Genomic DNA, 17,206 nt, shown 5'->3' with positions numbered 1-17,206 from the left:
CACTACGCCCGCAAACTGGCCGATGCCGGCGTGCCGGTCCAGCACCTCCCGGTCGAGGGAGCCGTTCACGGCTTCCTCTCGTTCACCGGCTCGGTGCGACTCTCGCGGGACATACTGAACCAGCTCTCGGACGCCGTGGCCACGGCCTTCAACTGACCCCGCTCGTGCGGCATCGCCAGACGCCGGACCCCTGCCGCACGCATGCAGGACAGCGGCCGCCACTGTGCTGACCCTCGCTGTGAAGCGGCCGGTCCACGTAGCCCCGGACCGGCCGCTTCGTCTGCGGAGACGTGTGGCGCGCTCGCCTCGCAATATCGTCCCGCTGGGAGCGCGCCTGCGCTCGCGCCGGCTGTCGCCGGGCACGGTGACTACTCGTCTTCGAAGATCTCTTCGGCCGTGGGGGCCGTGACGGCACGGCGGTGCCAGTGGCGCAGGATCTCCGGGTCGCCACAGCCGGTGATGCGTTCCCGGACCGCGTCGGGGACGTCGATGCCGCGCACGTCCAGGATGTCCAGGACGTCCTCGGCCCCGCGCTGAGCCCGGCCTTCGTCCCGGATTCCCTCGGAGAGGTCCGACTTGTAAAAGGAGAGGTCCACGGCCACCAGTTTCCTCCACAGATCTGCGGCCGGGTGCTTGCCCAGGCCTTGTGCGACGAGTTCGATGATCGGGTCGGCGATGCTCTGCGGTGTGTCCCGCAGAGCGGCCGCCATGGATTTGAGTATGCCCCCGGCGTCCGGATGTGTGGCGTGCGTGATCGCGGCCAGCGTGGCGAGGGCGAGGTCCTTGCGGGCACCGGCCGGGTCGGTGATCACCGGCATGTTGTGCGGTCCCACGACGAGTGGCCGCAAGGTCAGCAGGGGCCACTGGCGGGGACCGAAGTTGACCTCACGTGAGGCCCATTCCGCAGTGGCGCGGTCCTGGCAGACGACCAGCAGCATCGGCTGCAGCCGGTACTTCGTGAGCAGGTACGAGGCGTAGTACGCCCAGCTCGCGGGCTTGTGTGGGTCCTTCCCGCTCTGGGCCTCGACTGCGAGGAGCAGCGGCTCGCCGTCCTCCGCGTCCAGCCGCAGGAGCGTGTCCACGCGGCGTTCGACGGGGCTGGTCTCGGTGAGGTCGTTGGGCAGGACGGTGACCGAGGTGGGCGGGGGGAAGTCGATACCGAGGACCTCGGACACCCCGGAGAAGAGCCCCGGGTACTGCTGGAAGATGCGGTGCATCGCCTCGTGGGGCGAGTTGACCATACGGGTTCCTGTGAGGGTGAGGGGGGAAGGGGCATTGCCTCTGGCACATGCCCGTGCGTTCTGTGTGGAACGTAGGCCTGTCACCAGGTCCGACGCGGCGCAGTGGGTGATGTTCACCTGGACGGGTGAAGGCGGCTGCGAGCCGGTCTCCGGCGGGCGGGGCTTGGTCGGCTCGTCAGGGGGCCGCGGGCGGTGGTTGCCGGAGTGCGAGGCAGCCCTGGCAGTGGTGGGGGTCGGGGCCGCGGTGGGCGTGGTCGCAGGTTTCGCAGTTGCGCAGGGGATGCCGGACGGGTGGGGACTGCTCGGGGGCGCGGTACGGCGGGAGGGGCGGCAGTTTGGCCGTCAGTCGGTGGGCCAGGAAGGCGGCGGGCCGGATCAAGGGCTCCAGGGGCAGGTCTCCGGCCAGGGCCTTGCGTACCGCGGTGGGAGTGAGGTCGCGTTCCAGCCAGGCGGCGACACCGGGGGCGAGGTGTTCGGCGTCGGTGGCGGAGAGCAGCAGGCGGGGGTCCTCGCGGCGGAGGCCGGCGAGGACGTCGGTGGCCTCCTGGAGGAGGTCGGGGGAGGTGTAGGAGGGCTTCGGTACGGCGGGGAGGGCGCGACGGCGTGCGGATTCCTGCTGCGGGGCGGTGGCCGCGCGACGGGCTGGGGGTTTGGGCGCCTCGCCCGTTTCGGATGTGGCCTCGCGTCGGCCGGGCTGGTTGCAGGAGACGGTGCGGGTGACGATGCGGCCGGTCGGGGTGCGTTCGCGGATGCGGCGCAGGTAGCCGTGGGTCTCCAGCTCGCGCAGGGCGGCGGCGATCCGGGTCGGGCCCTCGGGGAAGCGGGCGGCCAGGGGCTTGATGCCGATGGGGGCGCCGGTGGGCAGTGACTGGATGTGGCAGGCCAGTCCGATCGCCAGCAGGGAGAGGTCCGGGTGCTGGGTGAGGTGGTTGCCGACCACCGTGAAGCGGGTGGTGTGGCGGGCGTTGTCGTGGGTGACTCCGCCGGGGTGCCGCTTCGCGTGAATGCGGCGGGAGGGGTGGTTTTTCCCGTTGTTACGGGACTCGGCGTGCGGGGGCACGCTAGTGTTTTGGGTGTCCATCGGGAAGGTTCTTTCTTCCTTGGTGGGTAGGCCCTCGCACCGGGACGTCACTCCCGGCGGGGGCCGTTTGCATGTCTGAGGCCGTGTGCCGTGCTGTGTTGTGCTGCGCTGAGCGTAGAGCTGACAATCCGTCACATATCCAGTCCAGTCGGTGATGTTCACTCGCGCGAGTGAGCGTGAGCCGTGGGCGGGAGGGGTGGGGTTTGGTGAGGTTTCTTTCTCTCCCGTGGTCCTTGGGGAAAGACGGCCGACGGCACCGGAACTCGACCGGGTGTGTTCCGGTGCCGGTGTCGTTTTCGCAGGTCAGGATGGCGGTAGATCGATTTCCGCCCATACGGTCTTGCGGGGGACCGGTCCGAGCCGCACGCCCCAGCGATCGGCGAGGGCCTCGACGAGCAGCAGGCCGCGTCCGGACTCGGCGTCGGGGGTGGGCGCGCGGCAGAGCGGGAGGTCGTCACCTCGGGTGTCCGTGACCTCGATGCGGAGGGTCCGGTCGCGGTCCAGGAGGGCGAGGCGGAAGTCGCGTCCGGCGAGCCGGCCGTGGGTGGCCGCGTTCGCGGCGAGTTCGCCGACGAGGTGTTCGGCGGCCTCGGTGGTGGGGTGGGGCAGGTCCCGGTCGCGCATCCAGTCCGTGGCGAGCAGCCGGGCGAGGCGGGCGCCGCGGGGTGTGGGTGACAGGAGCACGCTGAAGTGGTCGGCGGGTGAGAGAAGTTGGGTGGACTTTTCGCTGTTCACCTCATCGAGAGTGGCCGGACGTGCCTACCGTGAACAGTGACAGCCCCGACACGTAGGGTGACTGTCGGGGCTTGTCGGCCGCTGTCCGAACCGTCGGAACCGGCCTGCGGGCAAGGGCGTTACGGCACGGCGGTACGACAGAGGGGTGCGGTATGTCGGTGGACGGCGAGGCGGTACGGCTCCGGACCGAGGCGGACGAGCCGGGGTGGGAGGTGGATCCGGACGACGAGTGGGGCGTGGCCGTTCTCACCACGGTGGGCCGTCAGTTGAGGCTGCGGCGAGAGGCCGTGGGGATGCGGGTCGCCGACTTCGCGGCGGCGGTCAGGTACGGGGACGACCTCGTCTACAAGGTCGAGGGCGGCAAGCGGATTCCCCGACAGGAGTACCTGGACAGGGCCGACGAGGTGCTGGACGCGGGCGGACTCGTCGCGGCGGCCTGGGAGGACGTGAAGAAGGTCCGGTATCCGAAAACGGTTCGGGAGCTGGCCAAGCTGGAGGCCCAGGCGGTAGAGATCGGCATCTACGAGAGCAACGGCATCAACGGACTTCTGCAGGTCCCCGACCACGCACGCGCCCTGTTCGAAGCCATGCAGCCTCCCTACTCCCCGGAGGAGGTGGAGCGGATGGTGGCCGCACGCACGGCTCGTTCGTCGATCTACGAGCGTTCACCCGCGCCCGCGCTCAGCTTCGTCCTGGAAGAGGCGGCTCTGCGCCGCCCGATCGGGGGCACAATGGTGTTGCGTCAGCAGCTCGAACGTCTGTTGGAGGTGGGTCGGCTGCACAACGTCGTTCTTCAGGTGATGCCGTTGAACTGCGAGACGCACTCCGGTATGGACGGCAAGATCGAGCTGCTGAAGTTCTCAGACGGTTCGGCAGTGGGCCGCTCCGATGGTGCGTTCAACGGTCGGCCGACCTCAGAACCCAAACACCTGCGCATCCTTGAGTTGCGGTATGGCACCATCCGGGCTCAGGCCCTCTCGCCACGGGAGTCGCTGGCCTTCATCGAACAACTGCTGGGAGAGACATGATCCGCAAGACCACTGCCGGGGACGCCTCCGGGCTGGCGTGGTTCAAGAGCAGCTACAGCAGCGGCAACGACGGCAACTCCTGCGTCGAGCTTGCTCTCACCCCCGGCACCGTGCACGTCCGCGACTCCAAGAACGTCGAGGGCCCTCGTTTGGCGCTCGCGCCCGGCGCGTGGTCGGACTTCGTGGCGTACACCTCGGAACGCTGACCCGGCAACGACACAGCGCAGAGGCCCGGGAACATGCCGTTTCCGGGCCTCTGGACACACGTCGTACGTCCTACGCGGTCGGCTTCTCCTCGAGACGCGGGAAGAGGACCGCGCCCTTGGTGACCGTCGAGCCGGCGGGCAGGATGCCCCAGGTGGCGGCGTCCTGGACCTTCTGGCCGGCGAGGGCGCCGAGGCCGGCCTCCGCGCCGAGGGAGTCCCAGAGCTTCTGGGAGGTCTCCGGCATGATCGGGTTGAGGAGGACCGCCACCGCGCGCAGGGACTCCGCGGCCGTGTAGAGGATGGTCGCCAGGCGGGCCCTGCCCTCCGGCGAGTCGTCCTTGGCGACCTTCCAGGGCTCCTGCTCGGTGATGTAGCCGTTGACCTGCTTCACGAAGTCGAACACCGCCAGGATGCCGCCCTGGAAGTCCAGCTCCTCGCCGATCTTCCGGTCGGCCTCCGTGACGGCCTTGGCGAGGCCGTCGTGGATCGCCTTCTCCGCGTCACCGTCGGCCGTCGCCGCCGGCAGCTCGCCGCCGAAGTACTTGCCGACCATCGCGGCCACGCGGGACGCCAGGTTGCCGTAGTCGTTCGCCAGCTCGCTGGTGTAGCGGGCGGAGAAGTCCTCCCACGAGAAGCTGCCGTCCTGGCCGAAGGCGATCGCCCGCAGGAAGTACCAGCGGTACGCGTCCACGCCGAAGTGCGAGGTCAGGTCCTGCGGCTTGATGCCGGTCAGGTTGGACTTGCTCATCTTCTCGCCGCCGACCATCAGCCAGCCGTTCGCGGCGACCTTCCCGGGCAGCGGCAGGCCCTGTGCCATCAGCATGGCCGGCCAGATGATCGCGTGGAAGCGGAGGATGTCCTTGCCGACCAGGTGCACGTCGGCCGGGAACGTCGACCCGAACTTCTCCGGGTTCTCGTTGTAGCCGACCGCCGTGGCGTAGTTCAGCAGCGCGTCGACCCACACGTAGATCACGTGCTTGTCGTCCCACGGGACCGGCACGCCCCAGTCGAACGTCGAACGGGAGATGGAGAGGTCCTGCAGGCCCTGGCGGACGAAGTTCACGACCTCGTTGCGCGCCGACTCCGGCTGGATGAAGCCCGGGTTGGCCTCGTAGTGCGCGAGGAGCTTCTCGCCGTACTCGCTGAGCTTGAAGAAGTAGTTCTCCTCGCTGAGGATCTCCACCGGCTTCTTGTGGATCGGGCACAGCTTCTGGCCCGCGTACTCGCCCTCGCCGTCGAGCAGCTCGCCGGGGAGCTTGTACTCCTCGCAGCCCACGCAGTACGGGCCCTCGTAGCCGCCCTTGTAGATCTCGCCCTTGTCGTACAGGTCCTGCACGAACTCCTGGACGCGGTCGGTGTGCCGCTTCTGCGTGGTGCGGATGAAATCGTCGTTCGCGATGTCGAGGTGCTCCCAGAGGGGCTCCCAGGACTCCGTGACGAGCTTGTCGGCCCAGGTCTGCGGGGTGACCCCGTTCGCCTCGGCCGTGCGCATGATCTTCTGACCGTGCTCGTCCGTGCCGGTGAGGTACCACACCTTCTCGCCGCGCTGGCGGTGCCAGCGGGTGAGCACGTCGCCTGCGACGGTCGTATAGGCGTGGCCCAGGTGAGGAGCGTCGTTGACGTAGTAGATGGGGGTCGAGACGTAGTACGCCTTCGCCCCCTGCTTCTCGGATCCAGTGGCCGCCATGGTCGAAATCCTACTGGCCCCGGGCAGGCCGGCTCACACGCGTTTCGGGGGGCGGACGGGAATCCCGTCCGCCCCCCGAAGGAGAAGCGAGGAGGCGGCTACGGGCGCCAGGCCGCCAGGACACCCTCGTAGAGCTCCTCGTCGGTGAGCTCGCGGGGGGTGGGGCCCGCGTGGAAGAAGGAGGTGTTGCCCGTCTTCAGCTTGCGGAGGTAGTCGAACGCCTTGTTGTCGTGCTCACCGAAGGCGACGAAGGAGAAGAAGACGCCGGGGTGGTTCTTCGCCGATTCGGTGAGGGACTGGGTGGCGGGGGTCTTGGCGTCCGGCGCGCCGTCCGTCTGGAAGATCACCAGGGCGGGGGTGCCGGCTGCTTCGCCGGCGTGCCGTGCGAGGACGGCCTCGACGGCCGCGTGGTAGCTGGTACGGCCCATGCGGCCGAGGCCGGCGTGCAGCTCGTCGATCTTGTTCTCGTGGTCGGTGAGGGTCAGTTCGCCGGTGCCGTCCACCTCCGTGGAGAAGAAGGTGACGTGGAGGGTGGCCTCGGTGTCTACGTGGGCGGCGAGGGCGAGGGCCTGCTCGGCGAGGGCCTGGGCGGAGCCGTCCTTGTAGTACGGGCGCATGCTCGCGGAGCGGTCGAGGACGAGGTAGACCTTGGCGCGGGTGCCGGTGAGGTCGTGTTTCTCGAGGGTGGCGCCGGCTGCCTTGTGGGCGGTGGTGAGGGTGGTGTCGCGGAGCTTTGTGGCGGGCGTGGCGGGTTTGGCCGCGGTGGGCTGGGGGGCGGGTTGTTCGGCCTCGGCTTCGCCTTCGGCCGGGGATTCGTTCCCACCCGCACCACCCGTGCTGCTTTCGTCGTCGGGTGCGGGTGGCCCCTGTGGGGCGTCCTCGCCATCGGCGGCCTCGGCCTCCGGCTGGGCCTCGGCCTTCGGCTGGGCCTCGGCCTTCGGCTGGGCCTCGGCCTTGGCTTCGGGCTCAGCCTTGGCCTTCGGCTCGGCCTCGGGCTCGGCTTCGGGCTCAGCCTTGGCCTTCGGCTCGGCCTTCGGCTCGGCCTTCGGCTCGGCCTTCGGCTCGGCCTTCGGCTCGGCCTCGGGCTCAGTCTCGGCCTCCGGCTCAGCCTTCGGCTCGGCCTCGGCCTCGGCCTCGGGCTCAGTCTCGGCCTTGGCCTCCGGCTCCGGCTCCGGCTCCGGCTCCGGCTCCGGCTCCGGCTCCGGCTCAGTCTCAGCCTTCGGCTCGGCCTTTGCCTCCGGCTGGGCCTCAACCTCAGCCTTCGGTTCCGGCTTGGTGTCAGCCTCGGCCTTTGCCTCCGGCTGGGCCTCAACCTCAGCCTTCGGTTCCGGCTTGGTGTCAGCCTCGGGCTTTTCCGTCGGCTGGGTCTCCGGCTCGGCCTCGGGCTCGGGCTCGGCCTCGGCGGCAGCCTCGGCCTCGGGCTTCACCTCGGGCTCGGCCGCTGCCTCCGGCTGGGCGTCCGGTTCGGGCTTGGGGGTCCGGGGTGCCTCGGGGGTCCGGGTGGGGGTCGGGTCCGGGGGTGAGAGGGCTTCCGAGCGGGTGGTGACCTTGTCGAAGGCTTCGGAGACCAGGTCGTGTTCCCCGCGGGGTTCCGGGACGGAGACCGTGGGGGACGGTGGGGTGGGCTCGGAGGAGGGGGAGGGGACCTTCGGGGCGGGCGACGTCGTGGACGTACTCGCCGTCTCGGCGGCGTCCACCGCACCCCCCGCTTCGGCGGGCGTCGCTTTGCGTGACCGGCCGAACGCGTTCCGCAGGAGAGTGAGAATGCCCATGTGCGCAACCCTTCGCGTGAGTTGATGCCCGTCAATCCCTGGCCAGGACGGACACGTAAGGTTAGCGGCCCGTAAGGGCGATCTTGGGCAGGGTTGGGTTTGCGGAATCGTATATGTCAAGGGCGCGATTCGGCCCGGTACGACTTCCCAGATGCTTCCGCAGGTTCACTCACCGTTCATCCCGGCGCCCGGCCACCGCACGCATGTACTCCTACGGTCACGCTGAGACCACGGGCACCCAAGGAGAGAAAACGTGCGAAAGCCGCTGCCGCTGATCGGAACGCCGTCCGGTTCCCACCCCGGCGGCCGGTCCGCCATGACCTGCCGTTTCCGGTGTGGTGACGCCTGCTTCCACGAGGTGCCCAACACCAGCTCCAACGCGTACGTCGGTGACGTCATCGCCGGCGCCCTCAGCCGCCGCTCCATGATGCGCGCCGCCGCCGTCGTGACCGTCGCCGCGGCCGGCGCCGGAGCGGTCGGCGTCGCCGCGCCCGAGGCACAGGCGGCGCCTGCCGCGAAAAGCCGCGGCCACAAACCCCAGGGCGCCCGTGGCCTGCGGTTCACGCCCGTCGCGCCGAACACCCACGACGCCGTGACCGTGCCGGAGGGCTACCGGCAGAACGTCGTCATCCGCTGGGGCGAGCCCATCCTGCGCGGCGCGCCCGCCTTCGACCCGGAGAAGCAGAGCGCCGAGGCGCAGGCCGGGCAGTTCGGCTACAACTGTGACTTCCTCTCGCTGCTGCCCCTCAAGGGCGAGCACGGCCGTCAGCTCCTCGTCGCCAACCACGAGTACACCGACGAGATCCTGATGTTCCGGGACTACGACGCCGACAACCCCACCCGCGAGCAGGTGGAGATCGCCTGGGCCGCGCACGGGCTCGGCGTGGTCGCGGTGGAGGAGGACCGCAGGAGCGGCAAGCTGACGGCCGTCGGCCGGCACCGGCTCAACCGGCGGCTCACCGCCACCTCCGAGTTCCGGCTCACCGGCCCCGTCGCCGGGTCCGACCTGGTGAAGACCTCCGCCGACCCGCGCGGCACCAAGGTGCTCGGCACCCTCAACAACTGCTCCGGCGGCACCACCCCCTGGGGCACGACCCTGCACGGTGAGGAGAACTTCAACCAGTACTTCGCCCACGGCAGCAGCGCGACCGACAAGCGGTACGGCATCGGCACCGGCGCCACCGAGCGCAAGTGGGAGCGGTTCGACAAGCGGTTCGACCTCGCCCAGGAGCCGAACGAGGCGCACCGGTTCGGCTACGTCGTCGAACTCGACCCGTACGACCCCGACTCCACGCCCCGCAAGCACACCGCGCTCGGCCGGTTCAAGCACGAGGCCGCGACCGTGCGGCTGACGCACGACGGGCGTCCGGTCGTCTACACCGGTGACGACGAGCGGTTCGACTACTTCTACAAGTTCGTCGGCAGCAAGCGGATGCGGCACGGCAACAGCCGCTCCGCCCGCGAGCACAACCTCTCGCTGCTCGACGAGGGCACGCTGTACGTCGCCAGGCTCACCGGTGACTCGCCCGCCATCGAGATCGACGGCACGGGCAGGCTCCCGAAGGACGGCGAGTTCGACGGCAGCGGCCAGTGGATCCCGCTGGCCACCGCCACCGCCGACGGCGCCGTCTCGCACGTCGAGGGCATGACAGCCGAGGAGGTCTTCGTCTTCACGCGCCTCGCCGGCGACAAGGTGGGCGCCACCAAGATGGACCGGCCCGAGGACATCGAGCCCAACCCGGTCACCGGCAAGGTGTACGTCGCCCTCACCAACAACTCCAACCGCGGCGTCGGCTCCAACCCCAAGGCCGACGAGGCCAACCCGCGCCACGCCAACAAGCACGGCCACGTCCTGGAGCTGACCGAGCGCTGGAACCGGCCGGAGAGCACCCGCTTCGCCTGGTCGCTGTTCCTGGTCGCGGGCGACCCGGAGGACCCGGCGACGTACTTCGCCGGGTTCCCGAAGGACTCCGTCAGCCCGATCTCCTGCCCGGACAACGTCGCCTTCGACGACCACGGCAACCTGTGGATCTCCACCGACGGCAGCGCCCTCGGCTCCCACGACGGTCTCTTCGGCGTGGCCACGCGAGGGGACCGGCGCGGTGAGCTGAAGCAGTTCCTCACCGTGCCCAACGGTGCGGAGACCTGCGGTCCGGTCATCCAGGACCGGCGGGTGCTCGTCGCCGTGCAGCACCCGGGCGAGGTGGACGGGGCGACGGTGGACCGGCCGGCCAGCACCTGGCCCGACGGGCCCGGCACGTACGTCCGCCCGGCCGTGGTCGCGGTGTGGCGCGCGGACGGCCGGGACATCGGCGTCTGACCCCAGCGGTCCGGGGGTGGCCGGCTCAGGGACCGGGAACCAGGTCCTGATCCAGCCACTCCCGGTACGCCGGTGCCTGCCGCGCCACCTCCCGGTACGCCTCGGCCAGATCGGGATAGACGCCCTCCAGCTCCGTCTCCGTACGCGCCGCCAGCAGCAGCCGTACGCCGAGCGGGTCGCCGTGCAGCCGTCGCACCGCCGTCTCGGGGCGGGAGGGCGAGGTCGGCTGGCACACGGTGACGACCTCACCGATGGCGACCAGGGACGCGGCCGTGTGGTAGTCGCCGTGCAGCACGCGCGGGCTGATCCCGGCGGCGCGCAGGACCCGGCGTACGGCGTCCCACTCGCCGTCGACCGCCGGGTCGATCATCCAGCGGTCGCCGGCCAGGTCGGACAGGTGGACGACCGGGTGCGCGGCGGCCGGATGGTCGGCCGGCAGCGAGACGCACTGCGGCTCGCGCTCGACGAGGACCCGGATGCGCAGGCCCTCGGGGACACGCAGCGGGCAGCCCTCGACCTCGTGCACGAAGGCCACGTCGAGCTGCCCGTCGGCGACCATGCGCAGCAGCGCGTTGGCGGAGACGTCCATGTGCAGGGTGGGCTCCTGCCAGTGCCGGCGCAGTCGGCGCAGCCAGCCGGCCAGGGCCCGGCTGGCGGTGGAGCCGATGCGCAGCTGCCGGCCGCCGACGGCGGCGGCGCGGGCCTCGGTGACCAGGGAGCGCAGCTCGGTCACCAGCGGACGGGCGCGGCTGAGCACCAGCCGGCCCAGTGGGGTGGGACGGCAGCCGGTGCGCGCGCGGACGAACAGGGCACCGCCCAGCTCCTGTTCGATGCGCCGCAGCTGCGTGCTCAACGAGGGCTGGGCCACGCCGAGTTGGCGTGCGGCTCGGTGCAGACTGCCGGTGTCGGCGATCGCGCACAGCGCCCTGAGGTGCCTGACCTCAAGCTCCATGCCCTGGGAGGGTAAGGCGGAAGTTCAGGTTTCACCAGACACACAAACCCCGTCCGTTCAGGCGGAGTCGGGCGTGTGCGGCCGGGTGGCCGGAGTCGGGCGATAGCACGGTCCTATCACCGGTTGCCATCATCACAGCCGCCGCATGGGCGCGGACACTCCTCGGTGACATGTGACTCAACCCCCACCTCAAGGAGTCATCGATGCGCATGCGCATGCCCATGTCCGTACTCACCGCCGCCGGCCTGAGCCTCGCGGCCCTCGGCCTCGGCACGGCCCCGGCGACTGCCGCCCCCGCCCCTGTGGACGCGGCTTCGTACGCCGCCTCGTACGCCGCGTACGACGGTTCGCCGGAGGAAGCGGCGGCCAACAGGGCCTTCTTCGAGGCCGTACTGAAGTCGGCGGCCGAGAAGCGGGCCGCGAACCCGACGAGCGCGGCCGCCGTCACCGTCGTCTACAACGCCTCCCGGGCGCCGTCGTTCGCCACGCAGATAGCCCGCAGCACGCAGATCTGGAACGGCTCGGTGTCCAACGTCAGACTTCAGGCCGGTACGTCGGGTGCCGACTTCTCGTACTACGAGGGCAACGACTCGCGCGGCTCGTACGCGTCCACCGACGGGCACGGGCGGGGCTACGTCTTCCTCGACTACCGGCAGAACCAGACGTACAACTCGACGCGGGTGACCGCGCACGAGACCGGGCACGTGCTCGGGCTGCCGGACCACTATTCGGGGCCGTGCAGTGAGCTGATGTCCGGGGGCGGTCCCGGGACGTCCTGCACCAACGCCTACCCCAACTCGGCGGAGCGGTCGCGGGTGAACCAGTTGTGGGCGAACGGGTTCGCCGCGGCGTTGGACAAGGCGGAGAAGGCGCTGCAGAAGTCCTCGCGGTAGCCGGTAGCCGGTAGCCGCACGGTGTGGTGGCGGCCGGGGGGTGTGTCGGCTCGCGGCGCTTGCCGGTTCCGCTGCGCCCACCCGTGCCGCCCTGGGGGTGCCTCCCAGGCCCTTGAGGCACTGGGGGAGGCACGACTGCCCGCAGTCACGAGGCGTGCAGTGTCAGGTCGACGACCAGGGCGCGGTGGTCGGTGTCGGTGAGGTCGAGGAAGCGGGCCCGGTGTGCGGCGAAGTCGTCGGAGACCAGGACGTGGTCGATCTGGGTGCCGAAGGCCGGGGTGGTGCGGGACGGCCAGGTCGGGGTCCGGTCGGCGCCGTCCAGGCGGGCCGCGTCGCGCAGGCCGGTGTCGAGGATGCGGCGGAAGGCCGCGTGGTCCTGGGAGGCGTTGAAGTCCCCGGCGAGCACGGTCGGGGTGTTCCGGCCGGCGGCGGCCGCGTCCCGCAGCCGGCCGAGCTCCCGCTGCCACAGTTCCACCTGGCCGGGCACCGGCGGCACGGGGTGCGCGAGCTGGAGCCGTACGGCGTGCCCGTCGACGTCGGCGACGGCGCCGGGCATGCCCATGGTGCCGGGGACGCCGCCGGTGGCCCCGAGCGGGAAGCGGCTGAGGACGACGGACCCCTCGGAGCCGCCGCCCTCCACGGCCCGCCGGTGCGGATAGACGTCCGCGAGCTCCCGCTCCAGGGCCGCGTCGCAGGTGTACTCGCACTCCTGGACGAACACGACGTCCGGTTCCTCACGGCGTACGGCGTCGATCAGCGCGCCGGTGGCCTGCCCGAACTCCACGTTCGAGGTCAGCACCCGCAGCTCGGCGACGGGTGGACCCGTGGGATCGCCGGTCTTCCCGTACGGCTCGATGAACCAGGCCAGCAGACCCAGCAGGGCCACGCCCCACACCGCGCCGGTCCACCACCGGGCGGACAGGGTGAACAGCAGCCCGGCGGCCGTGGGCACGAGCAGCCAGGGCAGGAAGGCGAGGAGCTGGGGCACGGGGGTGATGCCGTCGGTGTCGGCGGTCCGGCAGCCGACGACCACGCTCACCCCGGCGAACAGCAGTCCCGCGCACCAGGTGCCGAGCCGCCGCCGTCCCCCCGTCCGCCCGGCTCCGGTGACCGACGGGTCGGCAGTCGCAGTGTCCAACGTCCCGGCCTTCCGCTCGCGGGTGGGGATGCCCGAATCCTCCCTCAAGGACGTGGCGGAACGACGCCCGGTTGCCGGAGGACGCCACCCCGGGGGCGTCAGGTCCGGGCCCTGGCCGAGGGCCGGGACGGGACGGGTGCGGGAACCGGGGGTTCGCGGCGGGGGCCGAGGCGGCCGGTCAGCCAGGAGACCAGGGCCACCGTCAGGCCCAGGGCGAGGAGGAGCCAGGACGCCGTGCGCAGGGTGGCGGTGAGGGCGTCGTAGACCGCGGCCGCCGCCGGGCGGTGGACACGGTCGGGCAGGTCGGCCAGGGTCAGCCGGCGGCCGACGGCGATCGCGAGGGCGAGCAGGGCGCCGCCCAGGGCCGTGCCCAGGCCGGTAGCGGTGAGCGCGCGCCGGCGGCAGGCGGCGACGGCGATCCCGGTGACGGCGAGGACGACGGTCGCGAGCGGCAGCCAGAAGGCGGCGGCGTCCAGCACGTGGTACCCCTTCCGGAGTCCGGCCACCTCCCCGGCCGGCACCACCGCGACCTCGGTGTGCTCGACGGGGATGCGGTGGGCGAAGGGCATGTGGTCGGCGGCGAGCTGTGCTCGTACCCGCGCGGTGACGGGCGCGAGGTCGACGGTGACCGGGCCGGGGGTGGTCGCGTCGTCGCGCAGGGCGTGCAGGACGGCGTCGTGGACGGCTCTGTTTCCTGCCTCCCACGCCGTGCGGAACGCCTCGGTGCGGGTGAAGGAGCGGATCGCGTCGCGTACGAAGGGTCCGAGGGGGGCGCCGGCCGTCTCCGTGTCCAGCTCTCGTACGACCTCGTCCCCCACCGCGTCGGCGACGGCGTCGCGGATGTCGGGGTCGGCGGCGAGCGGCGCGACGGTGTCGACGTAGCGCCCGGTGTCGGCCAGGCCGAAGGCCGCCCAGGCGGCCAGGGCGCCGCAGGGGGCGAGCAGGCAGGCGAGGGCGACGAGGGCTGCCGACAGGGCGTTGCGGAGACGGGTGCTGTGGGGGGCCACACCCTCAGTCAAGGGGGCGTGGGCGGGGGGCGCGAATGTTGGCGGCCCGAACGGGCGGTTGTGCGGGGCCCGCGTTGGAGTGGGCCGGGGGTGTTCGCGCTGCCCGGCGCCGGCGGGGTGCCTCCCCCGGAGGGGGTACCCCCAGCCCACCCGTGCCGTCCTGCGGCACGACTGCCCGCGGGGAGCGGGGAGCGGGCCTCACCTCACCCGGTGGCCCGTTGCGTCCTCGCGGGTGTAGAAGCGGTAGAACATCGTCAGGAACACTCCCGCCGCGACCAGCAGGCCCAGGATCGTGGAGCGCAGGACGCCGGGGCTGGGGGCCTGCATGACCAGGAAGCCGAGTGCGCTGCCGCTGAGGGCGGCCCAGAGCACCGCGTGCAGTTCGCGCCGCACCTTCGGGGCCAGGGCGAGGAGCGTCATGAACAACAGGGAGAACACGAGGCCGGCGAAGAAGCCGTACAGGAAGTTCTCCACGGTGATCGGCCCGCCGTACCGCCGGTTGGCCGCCACCCAGTAGCCGTACACGACTCCGAGCAGGACGGGTACGACGACCTTCGCCGCCTGGTGGGTGCGCGCGCTGAAGACGTCGGTCGTGCCGGCCCGCTCGATCGTTCCCCGGGACCGGGGTGCCGCGTGCGTCATGGGAGCACTCCTCTCTCCTCGCCCCCGCCCCACCAATGCACACCTCCCCGGGCCCGTCGGCAAGTGGAGACCGGATGCGGGCCGCACGGCGCCGTGTTTCGCTGGGGCCGTGAGTCCGGGCAGCGGGGGACACGACCTGCACGACCGGTACCCCCCGGCCGGCCGGCGCGACGTCGTGCACCGGCACGAGATGCTGCGGCTGAGGGGCCGCAGCATCACCTGGGTGCCGCCGTTGCTGCTGCTCACGGCCATCGCGGTGGCCGACTACAACACCACCGGCGAGTTCCGGATCATCTCCTGGATCGTGCTGGTGCCGGGCATCGCCGCCGCGATCTGCGGGGTGTGGGGCACGGCCCTGTTCGCCGTGCTCTCCATCGGCGCCTACACCCTCGTGGACAACGCCTGGCCGCACCAGTTCCAGGCGGGACTGCCCGACTTCATCCTCGTCACCACCGGCGGCGTCCTCGCCACCCTGGCCTGCGCGGTGCGGGTGCGCGGTGAGCGCCGCGCGCTGCACATGCGGGACGTCACCGATACCGTACGGCGCACCGTGCTGCGCCCCCTGCCGCCGCGCTGGGGCGGCCTGGAGCACGCCGGGGTGTACCTCACCGCGGACGCCGAGGCCCGCGTCGGCGGCGACTTCTACGACATCCAGCCGGGCCCGTACGGCACCCGGGTGTTCGTCGGTGACGTCCAGGGCAAGGGGCTGGGCGCGGTGGAGACGGCGTCGGTGCTGCTCGGGGCGTTCCGCGAGGCCGGTTACCACGAGGCGGAGCTGACGGCGGTCGCCGACCGGCTGGAGGAGCGGATGCTGCGGCACCGCGAGTACACCACGGCGCTCGGCCGGGGCGACGGCGACCGCTTCGCCACCGCCGTGCTGCTCGGTTTCCCGGCGGACCGCCCCGATGTCGTGGACGCCGTCGTGTTCGGGCACGAACCCCCGCTGGCGGTCGGTCCCGACGGCGTACGGTCCCTGCCGGCCGGCGGAGGTCTCCCGCTCGGCTGCCGCGACCTCGCCCCGGGCAAGCCGCCGGTGTGCCGGGTGCCGGTCGCCGCCGACGAGACGCTGCTGCTGGTCACCGACGGTGTGACCGAGGCCCGGGACGGCGCCGGCGACTTCTACCGGCTCGCCGACGACCTGGCCCGGGCGGTGGCGGCGGACCCGCGGATCGCCGCACCGGGCCGGCTGGTCGCCGTCGTACGGGACGGGACGCTGCGGCACAGCCGGGGGCACCTGGTCGACGACACCACCGCCTTCGCGGTACGACGGATCAGTGCGCCCCGTGCGCTCCGTGTGCCCCGCGAGCCGGGGGGCGAAGGCCCCGAAGGGGGACGTTCACCCTACTGACATCACCCTTCGCAGCCGCAGCGGTTACCGTGCTGCCGTAGGTGATCGACAGGGGAGGGGACCATGCCCGGAACCGTGCTGCTGCTGGCGGCCTCGCCGCTGGGCCGCGGGCGGCTGGTGGACGCGGCATCCGTGCTTCCGGTCCTCGCGGCCGTGCCGCCCGCCGTGCTGTCCGGCGCGGACACCGCGAACGTCGTCGAACTCGCCGACCCGCTGGAACCGCAGGCCGTGCTGACCCGGCTGCGCGCCGCCGCCGCGGCGCCCGGACCGCTGACCGTGTACGTCGCCGGCCAGCTCCAGCTCGACCGCCGCCAGCGGCTGCCGCATCTGGCGCTGGCCCGGACGACCGCGTCCACCGTGCGGTACACCGGGCTGCCGTGGCACTGGTTCCGGGAGGAACTGCGGCTGCGTCCGGCGGGGGCGACGACGCTGTTCCTCGATCTGCACGCCGACCCGGAGACCTGGCAGGCGCTGAGCGCGGCGCGGCCGCCGGGCCCGTCCCCGCTCGACTGCGGTCCCGACAACGCCGTCTACGGTCGTGTCGCGCCCCCGCCGCCGTCCCGTCGCGGGGTCACGGCACCGGCGTACATGAAGGCGGTCGCGACGATCCTGCGCAGCGGACGGCGTCCGCCGGACGAGGAGCTGCACCAGCAGGCGCTGACGCGGATCGCGCCGGAGAGCGCGGGCACCGATCTGCTGCTGGCGCGGCGCGGGCCGGTGCCGGGCGATCCGCACGCGGCCGTCACCGCCGCCGTGCGCTCCGGCCGGCACGCGGACGCCGACGCGCTCGCCGCGCGGCTGGAGCAGGCGGCCCATCTGGCGCACGGGCCGGCCTCCGAGGAGGCGCTGCACTGGGCGGAGGTCCGGGCGGACCTGGCGATGCTGGCCGGGGACGCGGCGCGCAGCTGCCGTACCTGGCTGGCCGTCGCGAGCGCCCGGCTGACCGCCGGGCAGCCGGCGGACGCGCCCGCCGTCGAGACGGCCGTGGACCGGGCGCACCACCAGTGGGGCCGGATCGGCGACCCGGCCCGGGCCCGCGAACTCGGTGCGGTCCTCGCGGAGTTGCGCGGTCTGGTGCCGGGGCGGCGCGAGGGGGCCCTGGACCATGTGCGCCGGCAGCTGCGGCAGCTGCAGACGCAGAACTGAGCTCCGGCCC

Annotated in this window: 15 protein-coding genes; 6 read left to right on the top strand and 9 right to left on the bottom strand. The window is 72.0% G+C overall.

Going from position 1 to position 17,206, the window contains the following annotated elements; genetic code table 11:
- Positions 1–368: 368 nt before the first annotated feature.
- From ACH4VX_RS34550 to ACH4VX_RS34540, 3 genes are all read right to left on the bottom strand, one after another.
- Positions 369–1,241, bottom strand: a complete 873-nt coding sequence (locus tag ACH4VX_RS34550) for a hypothetical protein (RefSeq protein WP_398373164.1) — start codon at positions 1,239–1,241, stop codon at positions 369–371.
- A 175-nt stretch (positions 1,242–1,416) separates the two neighbouring features.
- The gene (locus ACH4VX_RS34545; protein ID WP_398373163.1) at positions 1,417–2,322 is read right to left on the bottom strand and encodes a helix-turn-helix domain-containing protein; all 906 of its coding nucleotides are present in this window, start codon (positions 2,320–2,322) and stop codon (positions 1,417–1,419) included.
- A gap of 303 nt (positions 2,323–2,625) precedes the next feature.
- Complete coding sequence (locus ACH4VX_RS34540; RefSeq protein WP_398373161.1) at positions 2,626–3,057, bottom strand: ATP-binding protein; 432 nt, start codon at positions 3,055–3,057, stop codon at positions 2,626–2,628.
- Positions 3,058–3,209: 152 nt separating this feature from the next.
- Here ACH4VX_RS34540 and ACH4VX_RS34535 point away from each other — a divergent pair, with 152 nt between their 5' ends.
- Together ACH4VX_RS34535 and ACH4VX_RS34530 are read left to right on the top strand one after the other, a co-directional pair.
- Positions 3,210–4,085: a helix-turn-helix domain-containing protein gene (locus tag ACH4VX_RS34535; RefSeq protein ID WP_398373159.1), complete on the top strand. Its 876-nt coding sequence runs from the start codon at positions 3,210–3,212 to the stop codon at positions 4,083–4,085.
- A complete protein-coding gene (locus ACH4VX_RS34530; RefSeq protein WP_398373157.1) occupies positions 4,082–4,291 on the top strand; it encodes a DUF397 domain-containing protein in 210 nt (69 codons plus the stop codon). Before ACH4VX_RS34535 ends, ACH4VX_RS34530 begins: the two co-directional genes overlap by 4 nt.
- A gap of 70 nt (positions 4,292–4,361) precedes the next feature.
- Here ACH4VX_RS34530 and metG read toward each other — a convergent pair whose 3' ends face one another.
- Together metG and ACH4VX_RS34520 are read right to left on the bottom strand one after the other, a co-directional pair.
- A complete protein-coding gene (metG, locus tag ACH4VX_RS34525) occupies positions 4,362–5,978 on the bottom strand; it encodes a methionine--tRNA ligase (protein ID WP_398373156.1) in 1,617 nt (538 codons plus the stop codon).
- A gap of 98 nt (positions 5,979–6,076) precedes the next feature.
- Complete coding sequence (locus ACH4VX_RS34520) at positions 6,077–7,750, bottom strand: VWA domain-containing protein (protein WP_398373155.1); 1,674 nt, start codon at positions 7,748–7,750, stop codon at positions 6,077–6,079.
- 253 nt (positions 7,751–8,003) lie between these two features.
- Between ACH4VX_RS34520 and ACH4VX_RS34515 the strand changes: the two genes are divergently transcribed.
- A complete protein-coding gene (locus ACH4VX_RS34515; RefSeq protein WP_398373154.1) occupies positions 8,004–10,070 on the top strand; it encodes a PhoX family protein in 2,067 nt (688 codons plus the stop codon).
- A gap of 25 nt (positions 10,071–10,095) precedes the next feature.
- Here the strand turns inward: ACH4VX_RS34515 and ACH4VX_RS34510 are convergent, their stop codons facing one another.
- Positions 10,096–11,022, bottom strand: a complete 927-nt coding sequence (locus ACH4VX_RS34510; protein WP_398373152.1) for a LysR substrate-binding domain-containing protein — start codon at positions 11,020–11,022, stop codon at positions 10,096–10,098.
- 203 nt (positions 11,023–11,225) lie between these two features.
- On the opposite strand from ACH4VX_RS34510, the gene snpA reads away from it, so the two are divergent.
- Positions 11,226–11,915, top strand: coding sequence for a snapalysin (gene snpA, locus ACH4VX_RS34505; RefSeq protein WP_398373150.1), 690 nt, complete (start codon positions 11,226–11,228; stop codon positions 11,913–11,915).
- A gap of 145 nt (positions 11,916–12,060) precedes the next feature.
- Here snpA and ACH4VX_RS34500 read toward each other — a convergent pair whose 3' ends face one another.
- The 3 genes from ACH4VX_RS34500 to ACH4VX_RS34490 form a co-directional block, all read right to left on the bottom strand.
- On the bottom strand, positions 12,061–13,053 hold the full coding sequence (locus tag ACH4VX_RS34500) for an endonuclease/exonuclease/phosphatase family protein (protein WP_398373149.1): 993 nt from the start codon (positions 13,051–13,053) through the stop codon (positions 12,061–12,063).
- 98 nt (positions 13,054–13,151) lie between these two features.
- Positions 13,152–14,060 carry a hypothetical protein gene (locus ACH4VX_RS34495; protein WP_398373147.1) on the bottom strand — a complete coding sequence of 303 codons (909 nt, stop codon included), beginning with the start codon at positions 14,058–14,060 and terminating at the stop codon, positions 13,152–13,154.
- A gap of 198 nt (positions 14,061–14,258) precedes the next feature.
- Positions 14,259–14,702, bottom strand: coding sequence for a hypothetical protein (locus ACH4VX_RS34490; protein ID WP_398373145.1), 444 nt, complete (start codon positions 14,700–14,702; stop codon positions 14,259–14,261).
- A 109-nt stretch (positions 14,703–14,811) separates the two neighbouring features.
- Between ACH4VX_RS34490 and ACH4VX_RS34485 the strand changes: the two genes are divergently transcribed.
- Together ACH4VX_RS34485 and ACH4VX_RS34480 are read left to right on the top strand one after the other, a co-directional pair.
- Positions 14,812–16,050, top strand: a complete 1,239-nt coding sequence (locus ACH4VX_RS34485) for a PP2C family protein-serine/threonine phosphatase (RefSeq protein WP_398373143.1) — start codon at positions 14,812–14,814, stop codon at positions 16,048–16,050.
- Positions 16,051–16,113: 63 nt separating this feature from the next.
- Positions 16,114–17,196 (top strand): hypothetical protein, encoded by a 1,083-nt coding sequence (locus tag ACH4VX_RS34480; RefSeq protein WP_398373142.1) that lies wholly within the window; start codon positions 16,114–16,116, stop codon positions 17,194–17,196.
- Positions 17,197–17,206 lie beyond the last annotated feature (10 nt).

It is taken from the genome of Streptomyces sp. NPDC020731 (assembly GCF_044334705.1).
Taxonomy (GTDB): Bacteria; Actinomycetota; Actinomycetes; order Streptomycetales; family Streptomycetaceae; genus Streptomyces.
This window is presented reverse-complemented; position numbering and strand designations above follow the sequence as displayed.